This window comes from Sphingobium estronivorans (assembly GCF_008692605.1).
In the GTDB taxonomy this organism is placed as follows: Bacteria; Pseudomonadota; Alphaproteobacteria; order Sphingomonadales; family Sphingomonadaceae; genus Sphingobium; species Sphingobium estronivorans.
The window spans coordinates 42,335-65,177 of sequence record NZ_LFCT01000020.1; the positions used below are offsets into that span (position 1 = coordinate 42,335).

The 22,843-nt window shown below is 66.5% G+C and carries 21 protein-coding genes; 11 read left to right on the forward strand and 10 right to left on the reverse strand.

The window, feature by feature from the left end; all coding sequences use genetic code 11:
- Nucleotides 1-228: 228 nt before the first annotated feature.
- From purH to F7P65_RS14605, 4 genes are all read left to right on the forward strand, one after another.
- The gene (gene purH, locus F7P65_RS14590) at nt 229-1,818 is read left to right on the forward strand and encodes a bifunctional phosphoribosylaminoimidazolecarboxamide formyltransferase/IMP cyclohydrolase (RefSeq protein WP_150292967.1); all 1,590 of its coding nucleotides are present in this window, start codon (nt 229-231) and stop codon (nt 1,816-1,818) included.
- A gap of 135 nt (nt 1,819-1,953) precedes the next feature.
- Nucleotides 1,954-3,480, forward strand: coding sequence for an NAD(P)/FAD-dependent oxidoreductase (locus tag F7P65_RS14595; RefSeq protein WP_150292969.1), 1,527 nt, complete (start codon nt 1,954-1,956; stop codon nt 3,478-3,480).
- Nucleotides 3,480-3,884, forward strand: coding sequence for a GtrA family protein (locus F7P65_RS14600; protein WP_205452080.1), 405 nt, complete (start codon nt 3,480-3,482; stop codon nt 3,882-3,884). Before F7P65_RS14595 ends, F7P65_RS14600 begins: the two co-directional genes overlap by 1 nt.
- Entirely contained in the window at nt 3,862-5,667 is a 1,806-nt protein-coding gene (locus F7P65_RS14605) for a hypothetical protein (RefSeq protein ID WP_162854637.1), read from the forward strand. The genes F7P65_RS14600 and F7P65_RS14605 overlap by 23 nt, the downstream gene beginning before the upstream one ends.
- On the opposite strand, the gene msrB is transcribed toward F7P65_RS14605, so the two are convergent.
- From msrB to F7P65_RS14620, 3 genes are read right to left on the reverse strand one after another with little or no spacing between them, the layout of a single operon-like run.
- Nucleotides 5,664-6,131: a peptide-methionine (R)-S-oxide reductase MsrB gene (gene msrB / locus F7P65_RS14610; protein ID WP_150293104.1), complete on the reverse strand. Its 468-nt coding sequence runs from the start codon at nt 6,129-6,131 to the stop codon at nt 5,664-5,666. The two genes, F7P65_RS14605 and msrB, sit on opposite strands and share 4 nt — an antisense overlap.
- Nucleotides 6,132-6,150: 19 nt before the next feature.
- The gene (locus tag F7P65_RS14615; RefSeq protein WP_150292971.1) at nt 6,151-7,341 is read right to left on the reverse strand and encodes an ABC transporter permease; all 1,191 of its coding nucleotides are present in this window, start codon (nt 7,339-7,341) and stop codon (nt 6,151-6,153) included.
- On the reverse strand, nt 7,338-8,306 hold the full coding sequence (locus F7P65_RS14620; protein WP_150292973.1) for an ABC transporter ATP-binding protein: 969 nt from the start codon (nt 8,304-8,306) through the stop codon (nt 7,338-7,340). Before F7P65_RS14620 ends, F7P65_RS14615 begins: the two co-directional genes overlap by 4 nt.
- 22 nt (nt 8,307-8,328) lie before the next feature.
- Here F7P65_RS14620 and queG point away from each other — a divergent pair, with 22 nt between their 5' ends.
- Entirely contained in the window at nt 8,329-9,375 is a 1,047-nt protein-coding gene (gene queG, locus F7P65_RS14625) for a tRNA epoxyqueuosine(34) reductase QueG (RefSeq protein WP_150292975.1), read from the forward strand.
- A gap of 12 nt (nt 9,376-9,387) precedes the next feature.
- On the opposite strand, the gene F7P65_RS14630 is transcribed toward queG, so the two are convergent.
- The gene (locus F7P65_RS14630) at nt 9,388-9,762 is read right to left on the reverse strand and encodes a hypothetical protein (RefSeq protein ID WP_150292977.1); all 375 of its coding nucleotides are present in this window, start codon (nt 9,760-9,762) and stop codon (nt 9,388-9,390) included.
- Nucleotides 9,759-10,439, reverse strand: coding sequence for an EI24 domain-containing protein (locus F7P65_RS14635; RefSeq protein ID WP_150292979.1), 681 nt, complete (start codon nt 10,437-10,439; stop codon nt 9,759-9,761). Before F7P65_RS14635 ends, F7P65_RS14630 begins: the two co-directional genes overlap by 4 nt.
- 112 nt (nt 10,440-10,551) lie before the next feature.
- Here F7P65_RS14635 and F7P65_RS14640 point away from each other — a divergent pair, with 112 nt between their 5' ends.
- On the forward strand, nt 10,552-11,553 hold the full coding sequence (locus F7P65_RS14640) for an adenosine kinase (protein WP_150292981.1): 1,002 nt from the start codon (nt 10,552-10,554) through the stop codon (nt 11,551-11,553).
- Nucleotides 11,554-11,608: 55 nt separating this feature from the next.
- On the opposite strand, the gene F7P65_RS14645 is transcribed toward F7P65_RS14640, so the two are convergent.
- From F7P65_RS14645 to tsaD, 3 genes are all read right to left on the reverse strand, one after another.
- Entirely contained in the window at nt 11,609-13,129 is a 1,521-nt protein-coding gene (locus tag F7P65_RS14645; RefSeq protein ID WP_150292983.1) for a lipopolysaccharide biosynthesis protein, read from the reverse strand.
- A 63-nt stretch (nt 13,130-13,192) separates the two neighbouring features.
- Complete coding sequence (locus F7P65_RS14650) at nt 13,193-14,164, reverse strand: NAD(P)H-dependent glycerol-3-phosphate dehydrogenase (RefSeq protein ID WP_150292986.1); 972 nt, start codon at nt 14,162-14,164, stop codon at nt 13,193-13,195.
- Nucleotides 14,161-15,195 (reverse strand): tRNA (adenosine(37)-N6)-threonylcarbamoyltransferase complex transferase subunit TsaD, encoded by a 1,035-nt coding sequence (tsaD, locus tag F7P65_RS14655; protein ID WP_150292988.1) that lies wholly within the window; start codon nt 15,193-15,195, stop codon nt 14,161-14,163. The genes F7P65_RS14650 and tsaD overlap by 4 nt, the downstream gene beginning before the upstream one ends.
- Nucleotides 15,196-15,240: 45 nt before the next feature.
- Between tsaD and hemC the strand changes: the two genes are divergently transcribed.
- From hemC to F7P65_RS14675, 4 genes are all read left to right on the forward strand, one after another.
- Nucleotides 15,241-16,179: a hydroxymethylbilane synthase gene (gene hemC / locus F7P65_RS14660; protein ID WP_150292990.1), complete on the forward strand. Its 939-nt coding sequence runs from the start codon at nt 15,241-15,243 to the stop codon at nt 16,177-16,179.
- Complete coding sequence (locus tag F7P65_RS14665) at nt 16,176-16,844, forward strand: uroporphyrinogen-III synthase (protein ID WP_150292992.1); 669 nt, start codon at nt 16,176-16,178, stop codon at nt 16,842-16,844. The genes hemC and F7P65_RS14665 overlap by 4 nt, the downstream gene beginning before the upstream one ends.
- A gap of 10 nt (nt 16,845-16,854) precedes the next feature.
- Nucleotides 16,855-17,742, forward strand: coding sequence for a hypothetical protein (locus F7P65_RS14670; RefSeq protein WP_150292993.1), 888 nt, complete (start codon nt 16,855-16,857; stop codon nt 17,740-17,742).
- 112 nt (nt 17,743-17,854) lie between these two features.
- Nucleotides 17,855-18,604: an esterase/lipase family protein gene (locus F7P65_RS14675; RefSeq protein ID WP_150292995.1), complete on the forward strand. Its 750-nt coding sequence runs from the start codon at nt 17,855-17,857 to the stop codon at nt 18,602-18,604.
- Here F7P65_RS14675 and gltX read toward each other — a convergent pair.
- Entirely contained in the window at nt 18,591-19,922 is a 1,332-nt protein-coding gene (gene gltX, locus F7P65_RS14680; protein ID WP_150292997.1) for a glutamate--tRNA ligase, read from the reverse strand. The two genes, F7P65_RS14675 and gltX, sit on opposite strands and share 14 nt — an antisense overlap.
- 5 nt (nt 19,923-19,927) lie before the next feature.
- A complete protein-coding gene (locus F7P65_RS14685; RefSeq protein ID WP_150292999.1) occupies nt 19,928-21,589 on the reverse strand; it encodes an NAD+ synthase in 1,662 nt (553 codons plus the stop codon).
- A gap of 211 nt (nt 21,590-21,800) precedes the next feature.
- Between F7P65_RS14685 and F7P65_RS14690 the strand changes: the two genes are divergently transcribed.
- Nucleotides 21,801-22,736, forward strand: a complete 936-nt coding sequence (locus tag F7P65_RS14690) for a ribose-phosphate pyrophosphokinase (RefSeq protein ID WP_150293001.1) — start codon at nt 21,801-21,803, stop codon at nt 22,734-22,736.
- Nucleotides 22,737-22,843: the final 107 nt, after the last annotated feature.

The window sequence follows — 22,843 nt, forward strand, 5'->3', positions numbered from 1 at the left end:
ATGATCGCCGTCGGTAACAGGCGGATGCTCATCCCAGTTCCTCACCCCGGCGAAGGCCGAGGTCTCAGGCCGTGCTGCGCTCTCCTGAGATATCAGCTTTCGCTGGCATGACGAAGGTGGCCAAACCCCCGCCATCCTATCTTCCACCCTACAAGCTTGCCGCAAAGGCCAAGCGGGACTAGAGGGCTGCGCAAGCGAAGAGCGGCACCCCGAACAGCAGGAAGCATCATGACCGACGTCACCATCAAGCGCGCCCTCCTTTCCGTGTCGGATAAGTCCGGCCTCATCGAACTGGGTCAGGCGCTGGGCAAACATGGCGTCGAACTGGTGTCGACCGGCGGCACCGCCAAGGCGCTGCGCGATGCGGGCCTGGAGGTGAAGGATATTTCCGACCTCACCGGCTTCCCCGAGATGATGGACGGCCGCGTCAAGACGCTGCACCCCAAGGTCCATGGCGGCCTGCTCGCCGTGCGCAACAATCCTGAGCATGTCGCCTCGATGACCGAGCATGACATCGGCGCGATCGATCTGGTGGTCGTCAACCTCTACCCCTTCGCCGCCACCGTCGCCAAGGGCGCCGAGCGCGAGGAGATCATCGAGAATATCGACATTGGCGGCCCCTCCATGGTCCGGTCCGCCGCGAAGAATCATGAAAGCGTCGCGATCGTCACCGACCCGGCCGACTATGCCCGCCTGATCGCGGAAATGGCCGATAAGGGCGGCGCCACCAGCTATGACTTCCGCCGGATGCTCGCGGCCAAGGCTTATGCCGCCACCGCCGCTTATGATTCGATGATCGCCAGCTGGTTCGCCTTCGCCGATCAGGGCGTCGACTTTCCCGAAACGCTGAGCCTGTCGAGCAAGCTGGGTTCGACCCTGCGCTATGGCGAGAATCCGCACCAGTCGGCCGCCCTCTATCTGCCTGTGGGGCCTTCTGCCAACGGCATCGCCCAGGCGCAGCAGATCCAGGGCAAGGACCTCAGCTACAACAATTATAACGACGCCGACGCCGCGCTGGAACTGGTCAGCGAGTTCCGCGACGGCCCGCCGACCGTGGTGATCGTCAAGCACGCCAACCCCTGCGGCGTGGCGACCGGCGATACGCTGATCGAGGCCTATGAAGCCGCGCTCGCCTGCGACAGCGTCTCGGCGTTCGGCGGCATCATCGCCGTCAACCGCCCGCTCGACGGCCCGACCGCCGAGGCGATCAGCGGCATCTTCACCGAAGTCGTCGCCGCCCCCGGCGCCGATGAGGACGCCAAGGCGATCTTCGCGAAGAAAAAGAATCTCCGCCTGCTGCTGACCGGCGAACTGCCCGATCCGGCCCGCCCCGGTCTCCAGATGAAGTCCATCGCCGGCGGCATACTGGTGCAGAGCCGCGACAATGGCCGCATCAGCCGCGACCAGCTCAAGGTCGTGACCAAGCGCGCCCCCACAGAGCAGGAACTGACCGACTGCCTGTTCGCCTGGACCGTCGCCAAGCATGTGAAGTCCAACGCCATCGTCTATGCCAAGGGCAACAGCACCGCCGGCATCGGCGCGGGCCAGATGAACCGCCTCGAATCCGCGCGCATCGCCGCGTGGAAGGCCAAGGACGCGGCCGAGAAGGCGGGCTGGAGCGAAGCGCGCACCATCGGTTCGGCGGTCGCGTCCGACGCCTTCTTCCCCTTTGCCGACGGGCTGCTGGCGGCGGTCGAGGCGGGCGCGACGGCGGTGATTCAGCCGGGCGGCTCGATCCGGGACGAGGAAGTCATCGCCGCTGCCGACGAAGCGGGCCTCGCCATGGTCTTCACCGGCATGCGCCACTTCCGCCACTGATCGCAAAGCCGGGGCCGTTCCGCTCGTCCGGGACGGCCCCGGCCCGCCCGTCATCCTTACCGGCCATTAACCAGTCCTTAGAGGATTTCCTTCACTCCCGGATGTGGAACTGACCATCCCGGGGGGATTTCGAAGATGCCGCGTATCGACCAGAGCGTGGACGTCGCCATTATCGGCGCCGGTCCCGCCGGCCTCACCGCCGCCTATCTGCTGACGAAACAAGGATATTCCGTCACCGTCATCGAAAAGGACCCGGTCTATGTCGGCGGCATCAGCCGCACGGTGGAACTGAACGGCTTTCGATTCGACATTGGCGGGCATCGCTTCTTTTCCAAGTCGCAGGAAGTCGTCGACCTCTGGAACGAGATTCTGCCCGATGATTTCATCCAGCGCCCGCGGATGAGCCGCATCTATTATGAGGGCAAATTCTACAGCTACCCGCTGCGCGCCTTCGAAGCGCTGGGCAATCTCGGCCTCTGGCGCTCGACGCTCTGCATGGCGAGCTTCGCCAAGGCGAAGCTGTTCCCCCGTCGCAACGTCCGCTCCTTTCAGGACTGGACCGTCAACGCCTTCGGTCACAAGCTGTTCTCGATCTTCTTCAAGACCTACACGGAAAAGGTCTGGGGCATGCCCTGCGATGAAATGTCGGCGGATTGGGCAGCGCAGCGGATCAAGGGCCTGTCGCTTTGGGGCGCGGTGGTGGATGGGCTGAAGCGCTCGCTCGGCCTCAACAGGAAACCCAATGACGGCATGGCGACCAAGACGCTGCTGGAAAGCTTCCGCTATCCGCGCCTTGGCCCCGGCATGATGTGGGAAGCGGCGCGCGACTTCGTGGTGGCCGGCGGCAATCAGGTGCTAATGGCGCACCGCTTCAAGCAGCTCTCGCAGGATCAGGGCAGCGGCCGCTGGCGCATGGTGGCGCAGGGACCGGAGGGCGAAGTGATCGTCAATGCCGGTCATGTCATCAGTTCCGCGCCGATGCGCGAACTGGCCGGGCGCATCCATCCGCTGCCCGCGACGCTGGGCCATGCGATGGAACTGAAATATCGCGATTTCCTGACCGTGGCGCTGATGGTGAAAGGTGAGGACATCTTCCCTGACAACTGGATCTACATCCACGATTCGAAGGTTCAGGTCGGCCGCATCCAGAATTTCCGCAGCTGGTCGCCGGAAATGGTGCCCGACCCGGCCCTGGCCTGTGTCGGCCTGGAATATTTCTGCTTCGAAGGCGACGGCCTCTGGTCGTCGAGCGACGCCGATCTGGTCGAGTTGGCGAAGAAGGAAATGGCCATACTGGGCCTCTGCAACCCCGACGATGTCGTCGGCGGCGCCGTGGTGCGGCAGGAAAAGGCCTATCCGGTCTATGACGACGATTATGCCGCCAATGTGCTGGCGATGCGCACCGAATTGCAGCGGCTCTATCCGACGCTGCATCTGGTCGGCCGCAACGGCATGCACCGCTACAATAATCAGGACCACGCGATGATGACGGCGATGCTGACCGTCCGCAATATCGCCGCGGGCGAGCAGCTTTACGACATCTGGTCGGTCAATGAGGACGCCGAATATCATGAGGCGGGCGAGGAAGGCCAGGATGTCGCCGGTCAGCGCGCCGCGCTCGCAAGCGAACGGCAGGTGCCGGGCAGGCTGAAGGCGGCCTGATGCCCCTGCTGGCCAGACTCCGGCCTCTGATCGCGCGGTTCATGTTCGCCCGCTATATGCTGGTGAGCCTGTGCGCGCTGTGCACGGACATGGCCCTGTTCCTGGCCCTGTCCCATGCGGGCCTGCCGCCGGCACCGGCTGCCTTTTGCGGCTATGTCGGCGGACTCGCGCTGCACTGGATGCTCAGCATCCGTTTCGTGTTCGCCACCCAGGGCGGCGTGACCCATGCGCAGCGGCTGGCTTTCATCGTCAGCGCGTTGCTGGGCCTGGGGATCACGGTCACCATGGTGACGGCCCTGTGCGCCGTGGGAATGACCCCCGCTGCCGCCAAATTGTTTTCGGTCCCCCTGAGCTTCCTCTCCGTCTATGCGATCCGCAAATATGGTATTTTCGCCCGCGCCTGAAACGGCCACCCCACTCGCGCAAAGCCCCTTTGCGTCCTGGGGCACGGCGCGCTGGGCCTTTGTCGCATGGCTGTTATGCTGTGCGATCATGATCTGGCTGTTCCGCAGGGATTTCGCGGTTCTGGCGTTCCACGATCCTGACGATGCGCTGCGCTTGCAGGAGGTGCACGACTGGCTGGCGGGACAATCCTTTTTCGATGTCAGCCAGCATCGCGTGAACCCGCCCTTCGGCGGACCGATGCACTGGTCGCGGATCGTCGACCTGCCGATCGGGGCGCTGATCCTGCTGGCCCGTCCCTTCGTCGGCGCGGCCCATGCGGACATCTTCGCCTGCGTCGCGGCTCCGCTGCTGCTGCTGGGGGTGGCGGCCTGCGCGCTCTACCATATGGCGAAACGCATCGGCGCGGGAGAGATCGCGCTGGGCTCGGTCGTGCTGCTGCTCGCGACGCCGACCATTCTCATCCAATATATGCCCTTCCGCATCGACCATCATGGCTGGCAGATCAGCATGGCCGCGGTCGCTCTGGCAGGAGTGTTCGACCCACGGCAGCGACGCGGCGGGATGACCAGCGCGCTGGCGCTCGCGCTATGGCTCCAGATTTCCAGCGAGGGCCTGCCCTATGCCGCCCTGCTCGCGGGCCTGTTCGGCCTGCGCTTCCTGATGGCGGGCGATCAGGGGCCGCGCTTTTCCAGCTATGCTTTGACGCTCGGCAGCGCGGCGCTGGCCCTGCTGGTTGCGACGCGGGGCTTGCAGGCTCCCTTCGATCCGCATTGCGACGTGCTTTCGGCGGCCTATGTCTGGCCGTTGGTCGCCTTTTCGGCAGCCACGGCCATCGGCCTGGCGGTCATCGCGCCGACCTCGACCGCCCGGCGGTTCGCCCTGTTGAGCCTCGGCGCCGGCGCGGCCGTGCTTCTGTTCGCGATGGTCGGCGGCCAATGCGTGTCCGGCGATCCCTTCCAGGCGCTCGGCCCCATTGCCTATAAGCATTGGTACATGCAGGTCATGGAAGGACGTCCGATCTGGGAACAGGATCTGGTGAAGGCGGGCGTGATCGTCCTGCCGTCGCTGGTCGGCCTGCTCAGCGCCTTGCTCGCAGCCCGCCACGCCGCGCCGGACAGCCGGGACAGGACGGCATGGCTCACCCTCGCCCTGCTGATCGTGGGGACCGCTGCTGTCGCCATCATGGTCATGCGCGCGCTGTCGGTGGCCCATCTCACCGCGCTGGCCGCCACCGCCTGGCTGATCCTGCGCCTGTGGCAGCGCATCCAGGCTTCGCCCCGGGCGCTGGTCCGCATCCTGGGTTCAGCGTCGCTGATCGCACTGACGCCCGCGGGCATCTGCGCGCTCTGGGGTGTCGCCACAGCCGAGGCGGACGAGCCCGGGAGCGCTTTGGCCCAATGTCAATCGATGCCGGCCCTCCATGCGCTGGCATCGCTGCCCGCCGCAACCCTGTTCGCGCCGATCGACATGGGTCCTGATATTCTTCTCAAGACCCATCACAGCGTCATCGCCACCGCCCATCATCGCAACGCCGCCGGCATCACGGAGGTCATTCAGGGCTTCATGGCCCGTCCCGATGCGGCGCGCGGCCTGATCGCCCGGCTGCGCGACGGGCGCGGCGCCGACTATGTGATCGGCTGCGACAATCTCAACGAATTCACCTATTATGCCAAGGCCAGTCCCCATGGCCTGGCCGCGATGCTGGGCAAGGGCCGCCATCCCGACTGGCTGACGCCGGTATCCGGCGAGGGGCCGGTGCGCATCTACAAGATTGTCCGCTAATTTGGCAGGAAAGCCAGAGCGACGCCGTTCATGCAGTAACGCTTGCCGGTCGGCTTCGGCCCGTCGTCAAAGACATGGCCGAGATGCCCGCCGCAACGGCCGCAATGCACTTCGGTCCGGGAATAGCCGAGTTCGAAGTCGCGCGATGTGCCGACCGCACGGGGCAAGGGCGCCCAGAAGCTGGGCCAGCCCGTGCCGCTGTCGAACTTCGTCTTCGAACTGAACAGCCGCTGGGCGCACCCCGCGCAGGTGAAGGTGCCGGCGCGATGCTCCTTGTTGAGCGGGCTGGTAAAGGGATATTCGGTCGCCTGGTGACGCAGCACATTATAGGCGAGCGGACTGAGGCGTTTGCGCCATTCCGCGTCGCTCAGGGCAAAGGGATAGGCGCGCGCCGCCGCCCATGGCCAAAGGGCCACTGCCGCCGCCGCCAGTCCGCCAGCGCCCAGAAATTGCCGCCGATCCATAAAGCGAACCATAGCAGGATCAGCCTGTCGCGTTTCTGAACAATTGCTTCCACCAGCCGCCGCCCGATTTGAGCACATGGCGGCGGAACAGCAGCACGCCGACGCGGATGATGAGGCCGACCCAGATCATCTGCCAGATGATGGCCAGCAGATGCGGCCAGAGCGTGTCCACCTGCGCCGCCCGCGCGATCATCGCGAAGGGGGAGGAGAAGGGCAGGATGATCGCGGCGATTTCCGGCGGCGATCCCATCTTGTCGACGGCATAGGTGGCGAAGAAGAAGATCAGCATCTGCCCCATGGTGATGGGCATGTTGAGCGTCTGCACTTCCCGCACGGTCGCCGCCTGCGCGCCGATGCCGATGAAGAGTGAGCCGAGCAGCGTATAGGCCATGGCGAAGTAGATGAGGCCGAGCATCAGGAAGAGCGGCCAGCCAATAGCCGGTTCCGGGATGCTGGTGTCCGGCCCCTTGATCGCCAGGAAGGCGGCGAAGGCGGTGCTGCCCCAGAAGAGGATGCCGACGAAGCTCATCGCCAGCATCGCCATCAGCTTGCCGAGGAAGATCGCGTCCACCGGCACGGCCGCGGCAAGGATCTCGATGATCTTGTTGGTCTTTTCCTCGACCAGATTGGACAGGATCATGCCCGCCAGCAGCAGCGTGAGGAAGAAGATCACGATTTGGGCGATGCGGCCGATGATCAGCCGCCCCTGCGTCTGCGCGCCGATGCTCGTGGACACCGGCTGCGGCTCCACATGCACCAAGTGCAGCGACCGTTCGGCCAGCGCAGCGCTGGCGATCAGGCTGATGTCCCCTTCCAGACGCCTGATGTCGTCGGGCTGCCCGGTCATGATCGGGCGCATCAGCGAACCGGACACGATCACCATGACATCGGCGTTGGCATTGGCCAGTTGGACATCGGGCGCGGGTGACAGCGGGACCCGACGCAGCACGGGCAGCGTTTGCGCCGCCATGCGCTCGCCCAGCCGCGCTTCCGCCTGTTCCATCCGCGCCGCGTCGGCGGGCGGCATCGCCAGCCCCACGACGGGCCGCAGATCGGTGCTGGAGATCCGGCTGCCGAGGCCCCCGAACGCCATGCCGATAAGGATCGGGAACAGCGGCCCCAGCAGGAAGAAGATGAAGGTGCGGGACAGCACCACGGCGGCGAAATCCCGCCGGGCGATGACGAAGGCGGCGCGCAACATTTCCTTCATGCCTCTTCCTCCACCCGCGTCTGATCTTGGCGCATCTGCCGGGCCGCTGCTTCGCCGGCAATGGCGACGAAGGCGTCGTGCAGGCCGGGCCGTTCGATGGACAGGCTTTCGATCCCGGCATTGCCGTCGAGCAGCGCCCGCAGCAGCGGTTCGATCCCCTCTTCCGGCAGGGCGAAATGCCAGGCGCCATCCTCCGCCAGCGTTTCGGCGGGCAGGGCGCGGCGCCAATGGCCGTCGCTCAGCCTGGTACGCAGCCGCACCTGCGGGCGCAGGCGGTCGCGCGCCTGCGCCACCGTGCCGTCGAAGCGGATGCGACCGCCGGCGACGATGGCGACGCGCTCGCACAGGCGTTCGGCATGGGCGATGACATGGGTGGAAAACAGCACCGTCACGCCGCGCCGGGCCTGATCGCGGATCAGCGCCTCCAGCTTGCCCTGGTTGAAGGCATCGAGGCCGGAAAAGGGTTCGTCGAGCACGATCAGTCGCGGCTCATGGACGATGGTGCCGAACAACTGAACGGTCTGGGCCATGCCCTTCGACAATTGGCGGATCGGCTTTTCCGCCGATGCGCCCATGCCATAATCCTCCAGCATGGCGCGGGCCCGCTGGCGCCCGGTCTTGAGCGGCAGGCCGCGCAGCGCACCCATGAAGGCGACGGCTTCGAACGCCTTCATCGAGGGGTAGAGGCCGCGTTCTTCCGGCAGATACCCGACATTGCGGGCCTGACGCAGCGGGGCGGGATCGCCCAGCAGGCTGCGATGCCCCTCGTCCGGGTCAATGATGCCGAGCAAGGTGCGCAACAGCGTGGTCTTGCCCGCGCCATTGGGACCCAATATGCCATGAATGGATCCGGCAGGGACGGCGATGTCGATGCCATCGACCGCCCTGAAATCGCCGAATGTCTTGACAAGACCATGGCCTTGGACGGCATAGGTCGCTGAGGAAGCCGGAGTGTCACCGATCATCGGCCTCTGATAGTCGCATCGCATGCCAACGCAAAACGAAACCTTGGAACAGCGGCTGAAAGCCGAGGCAGCGCGGCTGGGCTTTGCCGCCTGCGCCATTGCGCCTGCCGATGCCGCGCCGCGATCGGCGGAAAGGCTGCGGCAATGGCTGGACGCCGGGCACCATGGCGAGATGCTGTGGATGGAGGAACGCGCCGGGCAACGCGGGTCGCCGCAAGGGCTGTGGCCCGATGTGCGCAGCGTCATCATGCTGGGGATGAGCTATGCGCCGGGGCGCGATCCGCTGGCGCTGGCGGAGGTGGGCGAGCGGGGCCGGATCTCGGTCTATGCGCAGGGGCGCGATTATCATGATGTCGTGAAGAAGGGGTTGAAGGCCCTTGCCCGCTGGCTGGTCGAGCAGCAGTCGAGCGCGCTCAAGGTCTTTGTCGATACCGCGCCGGTGATGGAAAAGCCCTTGGCGGAGGCGGCGGGGCTGGGCTGGCAGGGGAAGCACAGCAACCTTGTCAGCAGGACGCATGGCAGCTGGCTGTTCCTGGGCGCGATCTACAGCGAGATCGCGCTGACCCCCGACGTGCCGGAGACGGACCATTGCGGCAGTTGCACCGCCTGTCAGGCGGCCTGCCCGACCAATGCCTTCCCCGCGCCCTATGTGGTCGACGCGCGGCGGTGCATTTCCTACCTCACCATCGAGCATAAGGGACCGATACCGGAGGATTTGCGGGAGGGGATCGGCAACCGCATCTATGGCTGCGACGATTGCCTGGCGGTCTGCCCGTGGAACAAGTTCGCGGACAGGGCGGCAGCCAACCGGGCCTTTATCGGGCGGGCGGAACTGGCGGCGCCGGAATTGGCCGATCTGTTGGCGCTGGACGATGCGGGCTTTCGCGAGATTTTCTCCGGGTCGCCGATCAAGCGGATCGGGCGCAACCGGATGGTGCGCAATGCAGCCATCGCCGCGGGGAACAGCGGCGATTCGCGGTTGATCGAACGCCTTCAGCCGCTGATCGGGGATGACGATCCGGTGGCGGCGGAAGCGGCAGGATGGGCTTTGCGGCGGTTGACGCGATAAGGCGGCGCGGGCCTATTTCGACTGAAGCGCCGCTGCGCAACTGGCGGCGTCAATGTCCGTCCCCGTCAGCGTGCGCGCATCGACATGGGTGACGAGCGGCTCCTTCCCCTGCGGCGGCATGTAGAGATAGGCGTCCAGCACGCAGCGGCCATTGGCGAATTGCAGCTTGCGCATGGCGCTTTCGCGAATGTCGAGCCGGGGCGTGCCAAAGAGGCGCATGAGTTGCTTCGCGTCGGAGCCGATCAGCGGGCCGGACCGGGTGAAGGCGCTGGCCGGGGGGCCGGCGGGCGGCCGTGCGATCGTGGTCGCGGGCGGCGGCACCACGCCGCCGCACGCGGCGAGCGGGAGGGACAAAGCTGCGGCGAGGGCCAGATGGGAGCGGGTCATGCGGGATTCCTTTGGCGGCCGTGCAGCATATGGACCGCCATAGCCGCGCTCCAGATCGGCGCAAGCAGGTTGAGGACCGGTACCAGGAAGATCAGCGCCGAAACGAGGCCCATGAGCCACCGGCTGCCACGCGGGATCGGCGGCAGGTCGGGTTGGCGCGGCTCGACCATGTCAGACAGGTCGCGGCCGAGCAGATAGGCGTTGAGGACAAGGAAAAGCCCGATGGTTCCGATGCCGGTGACCAGCAGCAGGACATAGGCGGGCAACGCGATCAGGTTCCAGCCCAGGGTTCGCGCCAGGGACCGGAGCGCGAAATGCAGGCTGCGTCCCCAGCCGACCGGACAGGCGCGGGCGGCGGCCTGCGGATAGCTGTCACGTTCCACCGCGACGATGATGTCGTCAGCGAACAGGGTCATGATCGCCATGGCGACAGCGCGGAACAGCAGCCAGGCGGCGGCCAGCATGGCGAGGGTGGTGGCGGCAGCCTCCGCCAGTCCGCTCCAGCCTGCGGTGGCGCCCCAGCCAAAGTGGAGGCGGGCGGCGTGGATGCCGCCCCACAGCGCGGCGGCGAGCAGCGCGAAGGCGAACAGGGTCAGCAGCAGCGTCTTGAGCAGCAGGCGAAGCGCCGCGCCGTGGAAGATCGACGGCAAAGCACGGAAGGCGGCCCTGAGGATCATGACGCTGCTATTCCGCGCCGTTCGCCGCCCGTCAATCCGTGCGTTGCACGGCGCCCCAAGGATCGGTAGAGACGGCAGGATTTTTCCCGTTTTTCATCATGAAGGATTTTGCGTGACCGCTGCTGCCCCCACGCTTGATGTTGTCGCCATCGGCAACGCCATTGTCGACGTGCTCGCCCGGAGCGACGACGCGTTTCTGGCCGAACATGCGCTGACCAAGGGCGGCATGCAGCTGATCGACGCGGACACCGCCGAGAGCCTGTATGCCGACATGGGCGCGGCCAAGGAAATCAGCGGCGGATCGGCGGCGAACACGCTGGCCGGGCTGGCGGCGCTGGGCAAGAAATGCGGCTTCATCGGCCAGGTCAATGACGACCAGCTGGGCGCGGTGTTCGCGCATGACGTGCGGGCGCTGGGCATCCGTTACGACACGCCGACGATGCAGGGCGACGTGCCGACGGCGCGCTGCCTGATCTTCGTCACGCCCGATGCGCAGCGGACGATGAACACCTTTCTGGGTGCGTCGCAGTTCCTGCCCGAAGCGGCGCTGGACCTGGACCTGATCCGGTCGGCTTCGATCCTCTATCTGGAGGGGTATCTCTGGGACCCGGAACAGCCGCGCGCGGCGATGCGGGCCGCCATCGACGCGGCGCGGGGCGCCGGGCGCAAGGTTGCCTTCACCCTGTCCGACAATTTCGTGATCGACCGGCATCGGGCGGACTTCATCGACCTGATCGACCAGGGGCTGATCGACATCCTCTTTTCCAACGAGGGCGAGATCCAGTCGCTGGCGCAAATTGACGATTTCGAGAAGGCAGTCGCCGCCGTCGCCGGGCGCGTGCCGGTGCTGGTGTCGACGCGGAGCGAGAAGGGCGCGATCGCGGTGGTCGACGGGGTGCGCTATGAGGCGCTCGCGGCTTCGGTCGACCAGATCGTCGACACCACCGGCGCGGGCGACCTGTTCGCGGCGGGCTTCCTGGCGGCGCATCTCGATGGGCTGGAAGTCGAGAAGTGCCTGAAGCTGGGCGCGGCGGCGGCGGCCGAGGTGATCTCCCACTGGGGTGCGCGGCCGGAAGAGGATTTGCAGGCGATCCGGGCGAAGACGCTGGGATAAGGGCAAGAGGCCGGGCGAAAGTCCGGCCTTTTTCTTGGGATCGACGCGCCGGTCGTCAGGCCTGTTTCTGCTTGCGGAACAGCGCCCGGTCGTCCGGACCGAAGCCCCAGCGCCAGATGACGAGACCATAGACGCCAAGGATCGTGAAGACACCGAAGACCAGCTCGACCCATTCGAGGCTGGGTGGCAGCGCGACAAAGGCCGCGCCGACGATGCAGGCCGCGCCGCAGGCGCCGAGCAGCGGCCAGCGCCAGGCGTTGATCGGCGCGCCGAGCAGACGGGAGAGCAGGCGCGCCTTGACGAAGGCGCTGGCGCCCAGCGCGATGGTGAGCGCCAGCGCGGGCGCGGCGGCGAGGGCCATGGGTTGGAAGCCCAGACGGCGGGCCAGGAAGATCAGCGCGAAGCTGAGCGTGGCCTGAAGGGCGATCATCAGCAGCGAGATCATCAGGTTGCGGTGGCGGGCGATATAGACCAGCGCGGATTCGCTGACGACGGCGGTGGCGGCGACGACTTCGGCCAGCAGCAGGAAGGCGAGCGCGCCTGTACCGCCGACGAAATGCGGGCCGACCAGGCCCATGACGGCCTCTCCGGGAATGCCGAGGGCGAGCGCGATGCCCGCTTGCGCGGCGATGATCCAGAAGCCGACCTGGCTTACCTGACGGGCGATGGCGGTCAGATTGCCCTCCGCCAGATTGCGGGTGATGACCGGACCGAGAATGGGGTCGAAGCTGGTTTTCAGCTTCTGCGGCAGGGAGGCGACCTGCTGCGCGACATAATAGATGCCAACCACCGCCGGGCTGACGAAGAGGCCAAGGATCGCCATGTCGAGCCGGCGCGAGCCCCATTCGACGCCGTCCGCTGCCGCCAGCGGCAGGTTGCGGCGAGCCAACCGCCAAAGCCGGCCGAAATCGGGGCGCCAGCCATAAGGGATGCCATAATGGCGGGTCATCGGAATGATCGAGGCGACCAGCGCAGCAACCATCGAGACGACATAGGAGAGGATCAGGCCGTCGCGGGTCGAATAGAAGGCAAAGGCAAAGGCGCCGATGCTGATCGCCCATGGCTCTATGATCGATCGTGCGCGGACGGTCGCGCCGATGTCGAAGCGGTAGGCGCAGGCGGCCAGCGCCACATCGGACCCGGCGACCGCGATCACGATCAGCGCGAGCAGGCGATCCAGGCCGTTAATGCCGCTGTTCGGGAACATCGCCTGCGGGAAGGCGACCAGTAGCGCGCTGCCGATGAGGGAGGCGATCAGCGTGACCACCATCGCGTCGGTCACGACATGGCTGTGCGGACGTTCGGTCTGGGCGAGCGCCCCGGCGAGGCCGCGTTTCAGGCCGAGGGTGGCGAGCTGGGCGATGAATTCCACCACCAGCACCGCATAGGCGAAACGGCCGAGCGCATCGGCGCCGTACCAGCGACCGGCGATGAACAGGAAGGGCAGGCGCGCGGCAAGGCGGAGCAGGAAGCCGAACACATTGGTCCGTCCACCCTTGGCAAGCGCCGCAATATCATCCTGCTGCGCGGGAGAGGCCCCTTCAACCGGCAACGAATTAAGATCCCCCTGTGGCATCAATGCTGTGGCGTCATTTTTACGGAGCCGGACTGTAGCAATATCTGGAAAGAGCGCGAGTTTTTATTCGGCGCGCAGCGGTCGGGCGAGCAGCGCGTCGATGACATCCGCCAGGGGCGCAGCGTCCTCGAGCAGGGCGCAGACGGCTTCGACCACCGGCATTTCGACCTTGGCGGCGCGGGCGGCTTCGCGCAGGACGGGGGCGGTAAAGGCCCCTTCCGCTACGGTTCGGCGGTTGGCGAGGAGGGCCTTGGCCGATTGGCCTTCGCCCAGCCCCTTGCCCAGCGAGAAGTTGCGGCTGTTGGTCGAGGAGCAGGTGAGGACGAGATCGCCCAGGCCCGAAAGCCCGCCAAGGGTTTCGGCGCGGGCGCCTCTTGCCAGGCCGAAGCGGGTCATTTCGGCGAAGCCCCGGCTGATGAGCGAGGCGCGGGCATTGAGGCCCAGGCCCGCGCCATCCGCAACGCCGCAGGCGATGGCGAGGACGTTTTTCACCGCGCCGCCAATCTCCGCACCGACCACATCGTCGGAAAGATAGGGGCGGAAGGCCGGGCGCGCGATGCGGGCGGCGATCTTCGCGGCGAGATCGGCATCGGCGCAGGCGAGCGTGATGGCAGTGGGGAGGCCCTTGGCCACCTCATGGGCGAAGGTCGGGCCGGAGAGGACGGCGATGGGGGAATGCGGCTGCGCCTGCGCCGCGACCTCGGACATGAGCAGGCTAGTGCCCGCTTCAATGCCCTTGGAGCAGAGGATGAGCGGGGTGCCTGCCGGGGCCTGCGAGACGACAGAACGGAGATGCTGGGCGGGGCTGACGATCAGCAGCAGGTCGCGGTCGGCCATGGCGGCCATCGCGCCCGTGGCTTCGATCGAGCCGCTCAAGGGGATATTGGGGAGGTACAGGGGATTTTGACGGTCCGTATTGACCGCCTCCACCACGTCGGGTTCCAGCGCCCAGAGGCGGACATGCTGGCCGCCCGCCGCGAGGGTTTGCGCCAGCGCGGTACCCCATGCCCCCGCTCCGATCACGCCAGCCTTCATGCTTTCACTCCTGCTCCACGCGCCTTTTCCGCGCTCGGGTCGAGCGGCCAGCGCGGGCGGGCCGGTACAGTCAAATCGTCGATCAGACCCGCCGCATAGCGCTCCGCGCCTGCCCAGGCGATCATCGCCGCATTGTCCGTGCACAGCCACAGCGGCGGAGCGACGAAGGGCAGGTCGTGCCGGGCAGCCAACGCTTCGAGCGCGGCGCGGATCGACTGGTTGGCGGCGACGCCCCCCGCGCCGACCAGGGCGGTGATGTCGGTGAGGTGGGACAGTTGCCGCTCTGTGCGATCGATCAGGCAGTCGATCACCGCTTGCTGGAAGCTGGCGGCGATGTCCTCGGTCGAATATTGGCCGGATTGGGCCGCACGCATGACGGCGCTTTTCAGACCCGCGAAGGAGAAATGCGGTTCCGCCGTGCCGACCAGCGGGCGCGGCAGGGGGACAGCCTTGGGATTGCCCTGCGCCGCGGCCTTTTCGACCGCCGGACCGCCGGGATAGCCGAGACCGAGCAGCTTGGCCGTCTTGTCGAAGGCTTCGCCGCTGGCATCGTCGATGGTGGTGGCGAGGCGGGCATAGTCGCCGGGGCCGCGCACATGAAGAAGCTGGCAATGACCGCCCGACACCAGCAGCAGCAGATAGGGGAATTTGAGACTGGGGTCTGCAAGGCGCGGCGAGAGGGCATGCCCTTCGAGATGGTTGACCGCGATCAGGGGCTTGTTCGCCGCATGGGCCAGCGCCTTGCCGGTGACAAGGCCGACCATCACCCCGCCGATCAGGCCGGGACCGGCAGTGGCGGCGATCACGTCGACGTCGCTAAGGGTCAGGTCCGCGTCCCTGAGCGCTGCCGCGATCAGGGGGGCAAGCGCCTCCACATGGGCGCGGGCGGCGATTTCGGGGACGACGCCGCCATAGGGGCGGTGCGCCTCCTCCTGCGTGGCGAGGCGATGGGCCAATATCCGACCCTCCGCCGTCACCAGCGCCGCCGCGGTTTCGTCGCAGCTTGATTCCAGGCCGAGGATGATCGTCATTGCTGCTTCCATCTAATGTCCGCGACCATTAGAGCAAGCGGGATCATGCAAAAGCCTTCCCGTCCCCCCCACACTCCTTTGCGCCTTGGCACCCGTGCTTCCCCTCTCGCGCTGGCGCAGGCGCATATGACGATGGCGGCGCTGCGCGCCCGCCATGGCTGGGACGAAAGCGCCATCGAGATCGTCACCGTGCAGACCAGCGGGGACCGGATACAGGACCGGGCGCTGGCCGAGATCGGCGGCAAGGCGCTGTGGACCAAGGAGCTGGACCGGGCGTTGCTGGCCGGCGAGATCGATTTCGCGGTCCATTCGTCCAAGGATGTGGAGACGATCCGTCCGGCCGAAATCCGGATCGCCGCCATGCTGCCGCGCGCCGACGTGCGGGATCGGCTGGTTGGCGCGGCGAGTTTCGAAGCTCTCCCGGAAAATCCGGTGATAGGGACCAGTTCGCCCCGGCGCGCCGCACAAGTGAAGCGCGTGCGTCCGGATGCCGAGACCGTGCTGTTTCGCGGCAATGTCGCGACGCGGCTGGCGAAGCTGGCGGCGGGAGAGGTTCACGCGACGCTGCTCGCGGCGGCGGGGCTGGACCGGCTGGGTCAGGGAGATGTGGGCGTCGCCATTCCGGTCGAGATCATGCTGCCCGCTCCGTCGCAGGGCGCGGTGGGCATCGAAACGTTGAGCGGCAATGCCGCGATGCTGGAATTGCTGGCGTCGATCAACGACGCAGACACATATGATTGCGTCCTGGCGGAGCGGGCCGTGCTGGTCGGGCTGGGCGGGACCTGCCATTCGCCCATCGCTGCGCTGGCGCGGCTGGAGGATGGGCAGATTTTTCTGCGTGCCGAGATCATCAGTCCTGACGGGCAGGAAACGGTCGGGGATGCGTTGCGGATCGCGCGGGGTGATGTTGCCGCCGCCGAGGCCATGGGACGCGGCCTGCTGGAGCGGGCAAGCCCGGCGCTACGCATACTGTTCGAGGCGTGAGGCCGCTTGTCATCCTGCGGCCCGAGCCGGGCGCGGGCAAGACGGCGGACCGGGCGACGCGACTGGGGCTGGAGGCGCAAATCATCCCGCTGTTCGCGCCGCAAGCGCTGCATTGGGAAGCCCCTGCCCCTGACCGATACGACGCGCTGCTGCTGACCAGCGCCCATGCCGCGCGGCTGGCCGGGGAGCGACTGGCCGATTATCGGGGCCTGCCCGCTTATGCCGTCGGGCGGGCCACCGCAAAGGCCATGCGGGAGGCCGGCTTCGCGCAGGTCGTGGCTGGGGACAGCGACGGGACGGCAATTGCCCGGCGGATAGCGGCGGACGGACATGGCACCGTGCTGCATCTTGGCGGGCGAACGGTTGCGTCGATCGATGCAGGGCCGCTGCGGATCGAGCGGATCGCCGTTTATGAGATGGTGCGCGCCGCCGATAACGGGTTGGCGGAACGACTGGAGGCAGGCAGCGTCCTGTTGATACACTCGCCCCGCGCCGGGGAAGTGCTGGCGCAGCTTGTGGGTCTGGAGCAGCGCGCAAGTCTGCATCTGATCGCAATCAGTCCCACCGCGCTGGCCGCCTGCGGCCCCGGCTGGGCCAGCGCCCAGGCGCCCGACAAGCCCGACGATGAGAGGATGCTGGCTCTTGCCGTCCGATTATGCGAATGAGTCGCCCACGATGGATGACAGGCCCTTGATAACCGACACGGACGGCGCGGCGAACGGCATGGCGACACCGGCACCCGCGCGTCGGCGGGGCCTCTGGCTGATGGTCGTGCTGGTGCTGCTCGCCTTTGCGGTCGGCGTCGTCATCACCGTGCTGGCGCTGCCCCGTATCCAGCGCTGGAACGCGCCGCAGCGGCAGGCGGCGATGACCGACCCGCTGCTGAACGGCATGCGACCGGGGACCGCAATGCGGCCGCTGACCGCCGATGCCGCGCAAATGCTGGATGCGCGGGTGGTGCAGCTGGAAGAACGGCTCAACCGCATCACCGTGGAGGCGCAGGCCGCGTCAGGCAATGCGGCGCGGGCCGAGGGCTTGCTGGTGGCTTTCGCGGCGCGCCGGGCGCTCGATAGCGGGGTGCCGCTTGGCTATATCGAGGGGCAGTTGCGGCTGCGCTTCGGTCAGGCGCAGCCGCGCGCCGTGGCGACGATCATCAATGCCGCGCGCGAGCCGGTGACGCTGGCCGATCTGCGCGCGGGGCTGACGGCGGTGGCCGACCGGGTGACGGTGCCGCCCGCCGACGCCAGCTGGTGGGATGCGCTGGAGCATGAGGCGCGCGAGATCATCACCATTCACAAGGCGTCCACCCCCTCCCCCCGGCCGCAGGCGGCGCTGGATCGGGCGCTCCGCTATATTGACGGATCGCGGGTCGGCGCGGCGCTGGCGGAGGTGGAGCAGATGCCGGGACGGGCGGCGGCGGACCGCTGGATGCAATATGCGCGGCGCTATCTGGAGGCGCGACGGGCGCTCGACCTCATCGAAACGGCAGCGATCCTGGAACCGCGCCCGGTCCGCGCGGCCGATGGCGGCGGCATGGCGCAGACGTCGCCTCTGGCGCCCTGAACCCCTGTCACAAACGACGAACCGTTGGCTCTGATGGATGAATGTCCATGGACTTGGCAACCGCTGTCATGAGAATGTCATTTTTCCATCTGGAAAGAGGAAAGACATTTTCGTGCCGCCTTATGCCGACGCCATTGCCAGCTTCTGGAAAGGCCGTTTAGCCAGCGGTCCACGCGCGGCCGAGCGGCCGTCGCTCCAGCATCTGCTGGGCAATGCATCGGTACCGTTCGACCTGGTGCGGACGCGGGCGCAGGCGCCTGCCCTCGCAAAGGCGATCAGGGGTGACGGGCGGCCGGTCTTGCTGATCCCGGGCCTGATGGCCTCCGAGCAGCGCATGGAGCCCTTGCGCGCGGTGCTGACCGCGGCGGGCTATGATGCCTTTGGCTGGGGCATGGGGCGCAATTTCGGGCCGAAGCCCGACAGCCTGGAGCAGATCGACCGGCGGGTGGACGCCATTCGCCGCAAGACCGGTGCTCCGGTAACATTGGTGGGCTGGAGCCTGGGTGGGCTGTTCGCGCGGGAATATGCCAAATTCGCGACGGAGAAGGTCGGCGGGGTGGTGACGATGGGCACGCCCTTTTCCGGCGATCCTCGCGCCAATCATGCCTGGCGGCTCTATCAGCTGATTTCCGGTTTTCCGGTGGATCGGCCGCCCTTCACGTGCCATCGCGAAGAAAAGCCGCCGGTGCCGACCGTCGCCCTGTGGTCGCAGCGCGACGGCGTGATCCTGCCGCAATGCGCCAAGGGGCGCGCGGGGGAGCGCGACCGGGCGATTGAGGTCGATTGCACCCATATGGGCTTTGCCGCATCGCCGGAGGGGATATTGGCGGTGGGCAAGGCGCTGGACGCTATCCGGCGCTGAGGCGCTTCAACGCTTCCTCTTTTCCGATCAAGGGAAGCATCTGGCCCATGTCGGGGCCGTGATCCATGCCGGTCAGCGCGCGGCGCAGGGGCAGGAACAGCGCCCTGCCCTTGCGGCCGGTTTGCGCCTTCAGCGCTTCCGTGAGGGTACGCCAGATGGCGGGGTCGAAATCCGCTTCCGACAAAAGGTCGTGGGCGCGGACGAGAAAGTCGCGGTCCTCTTCCGCCGGAGCGGGGGCGTCGATCGGGCCGGTGACGATTTGCCACCATTCTTCTGCGCCCGCGACGGTTTCCAGATTGGGGCGGATGGCGTCCCAGGCGGCTTCGTCCATGGCTTCGGGCAGGCGGTCGGACACCGCGCTGTACGGGAGGAGGTGGACGATCTTCTGGTTGAGGGTCGCCAGTTCCGCCTCATCGAAGCGCGCGGGGGCACGGCCGAAATGGGCAAAGTCGAAGCTGTCGATCAGCGGCTGCCTATCCGCGAACGGTTCGATGGGCATGGAACTGCCAAGGCGGGCGAGCAGCGAGGCGATGGCGGCGGGTTCAAGGCCGATTTCGCGGAAATGGGCGACGCCGAGGGAGCCGAGACGCTTGGAAAGCTTGCCTTCGCTGCCGGTCAGCAGGGCTTCGTGAGCGAAAGCGGGTAGATTCGCGCCGAGCGCGGTGAACATCTGAATCTGGGTCGCGGTATTGGACACATGATCCTCCCCGCGCAGGACATGGGTGACGCCCATGGCGATGTCGTCGATCACCGAGGGGAGCATGTAGAGCCAGCTTCCATCCGCGCGTCGGATCACCGGGTCGGAGAGCAGCTTCGGGTCGAAGCGCTGCTCGCCGCGGATAAGGTCGGTCCAGGCGATGGGCTGGTCGTGATCGAGCTTGAAGCGCCAATGGGGCCGGCGGCCTTCCGACTCATAGGCGGCGATCTGGTCCGGGGTCAGGGACAGGGCGGCGCGGTCGTAGACCGGGGGGAGGCCCCTCCCCAACAGGACCTTGCGGCGGAGGTCGAGTTCCTGCGCCGTTTCATAGGCGGGATAGACATGGCCCGAGGCTTTGAGGGCTTCGAACCGCGTTTCGTAGAGGGCGAAGCGATCGGACTGCTTCTCCTCCCCGTCCCATGGGAGGCCCAGCCATTGCAGGTCGGCCTTGATCGCCTCCGCATATTCGGGTCGCGAACGTTCGAGGTCGGTATCGTCGAGGCGCAGCAGGAACTGGCCGCCGCTCTTCCTCGCCCACAGCCAGTTGTGGAGCGCGGCGCGGATATTGCCGACATGCAGGTGGCCGGTCGGCGACGGGGCGAAGCGGGTGATGACGGTCATGGGGCTTACAACGTGCGGAAGGCGTTGGTGATCGGATAGCGGCGGTCGCGACCGAAATTGCGGATGCCGAGTTTCACGCCCGGAGGCGACTGGCGGCGCTTATATTCGGCGATGTAGAGCAGGCGCTCGATGCGGGCGACGGTGTCCTTGTCGAAACCGCGGGCGACCAGTTGCTCGACCGAAAGCTCCTCTTCCACCAGGCCGTAGAGGATGGGGTCCAGCACCTCATAGGGGGGCAGGCTGTCCTCATCCTTCTGATTGTCGCGCAGTTCGGCGCTCGGCGGCTTGGTGATGACGCGTTCGGGCATGACCGGGCCTCTGGGGCCGAATGCCTCGCCCAGCGACGGAACATTCTCGTTCCGCCAGCGGCAGAGGTCGAACACCGTCGTTTTATAGGCGTCCTTCAGCACCGAATAGCCGCCCGCCATGTCACCGTAGATGGTGGCGTAGCCCACCGACATCTCGCTCTTGTTGCCGGTGGTGAGCAGCATATGGCCGAATTTGTTGGAAAGGCCCATCAGCGTCACGCCCCGGATGCGCGACTGGATATTTTCTTCGGTGAGATCGCGCTGACGGCCGATGAAAACCTCCCCCAGCATGGAATCGAAAGCCTCAACCGCCGGTTCGATGGGGATGGTGTCGTAGCGGACGCCGAGCAGGCGGGCACATTCGACGGCATCGTCCAGACTCTCGTGACTGGTGAAGCGCGAAGGCATCATCACGCACCAGACGCGGTCGGCGCCCAGCGCATCGACGGCGACGGCGGCGGACAGGGCGGAATCGATGCCGCCCGACAGGCCCAGCACTACGCCGGGGAAGCGGTTCTTGTTCACATAATCGCGCAGGCCCAGCACCATGGCATTGTAGATGTCGGCCGGGCGCGGATCGAGTTCGTGGCGCTCGCCGGGCAGGCAGACCCACTGGCCGTCCCATTTCTCCCAACTCGTCAGCACCAGCGATTCTTCCCAGTCGGGGAGCTGCTGGGCGATGCTGAGGTCGGGGTTCATCACGAAGGAGGCGCCGTCGAACACCAGTTCATCCTGCCCGCCGACGCGGTTCAGATAGATGAGCGGCAGGCCGGTTTCGCGAACGCGGGTGCCGGCGACGGCGTTGATGCGGCGGTCGTCCTTGTCGACCTCGAACGGGCTGCCATTGGGGCTGATGAGGATTTCCGCGCCTTCCGCCCGCAGATGCGCGGTGACGAACGGGAACCAGATATCCTCGCAGATCGGGACGCCGATCTTCACGCCCCGGAAATCGATGGGCGCGGGCAGCGGTCCGGGAGCGAACAGGCGTTTTTCGTCGAAGGTGCCGTAATTGGGCAGTTCGCGCTTCTGGCGGATCGCGGTGACGGCGCCGTCTTCCAGCAGGGCGACGACGTTGAAGAGAACGCCCTGCGACGCGACGACCGTGCCGACCAGCATCGCCGGGCCGCCGTCCGCCGTGGCCTGGGCCAGACGGTCCAGTTCGTGATTGGCGCGGTCGACCAGCGCGGGCTTCAGCACCAGATCCTCGGGCGGATAGCCGATCAGCTGCAATTCGGGATAGACGATAAGGTCGGCATCCACGGCCCGCGCGCGCCATTCCAGCATCGCGTCGGCATTGGCCTGAAGATCGCCCACGCTCTGCGTCATCTGGGCAAGGGCTATCACGAGTTTGTCGGTCATAAGCTGCGCCCCTAGAGCATTTTGGCTGCGAGCCAAAATGCTCTATTATCTGTTGCCGCATTTTCAAACCGGAGACCCTTTTCACAGCCGTTCCGAAAATGCGTCGGTCGATTTTGTCCCAAGGCGCAAAAGCGCCTTTTCAGCGAAGGGTTGCGTCGCTAAAGGGGCCGCGTTCTCGCATCGTCATCAATTCGTCACGGGGGTTTTGGCCATGAAACTCATGACCGGCAATTCCAACAAGCCGCTTGCGGCCGCCATCGCCGACTATATCGAAATCCCCCTGACCGACGCCAGCGTCCGTCGCTTCGCGGATGAGGAAGTTTTCGTGGAAATCCATGAGAATGTCCGCGGTGAAGACGTGTTCGTGCTGCAATCGACCAGCTATCCGACGAACGACAATCTGATGGAGCTGCTGATCATGATCGATGCGCTGAAGCGCGCATCGGCCAAGCGAATCACAGCGGTCGTCCCTTATTTCGGCTATGCCCGACAGGACCGGAAGCCCGGCCCCCGCACCCCGATCTCGGCCAAGCTGGTCGCGAACCTGATCACCACGGCGGGCGCCGACCGCGTCCTGTCGGTCGATCTGCACGCCGGGCAGATCCAGGGCTTCTTCGACATTCCGACCGACAATCTGTTCGGGGCGCCGGTGATGTCGGCGGATATTCAGGCCCGCTTCGGCGACAAGAACATCATGGTGGTGTCGCCCGACGTCGGCGGCGTGGTGCGCGCCCGGGCGCTGGCCAAGCGGCTGGACAACGCCCCGCTCGCCATCGTCGATAAGCGGCGTGAGCGCGCCGGCGAATCGGAAGTCATGAACATCATCGGCGATGTGAAGGGCCGGTTCTGCGTGCTGATCGACGATATCGTCGATTCGGCGGGCACGCTCTGCAACGCCGCCGCCGCGCTGAAGGCGGCAGGCGCCGAGGACGTCGTCGCCTATGTCAGCCATGGCGTGCTGTCAGGCGGCGCGGTCGCGCGCGTCGAGGCGTCGGAACTGCGCGAGCTGGTCATCACCGACTCGATCCAGGGCACCGATGCGGTGAACGGCGCGAAGAGCATCCGTCATCTCCCCATCGCGCCGCTGCTGGGCGAAGCGATCAAGCGCATCGCGGACGAAAGCTCGGTGTCGAGCCTGTTCGACTGAGGCGAGCCGACCATAGTTTTCAAGAAACGCTGCCGGTGACATCACTGGCAGCGTTTTTTTTGGAAGTGGCGTAAAAACGGGCCTTCCGGACCGAAGTCGCGCGGCGC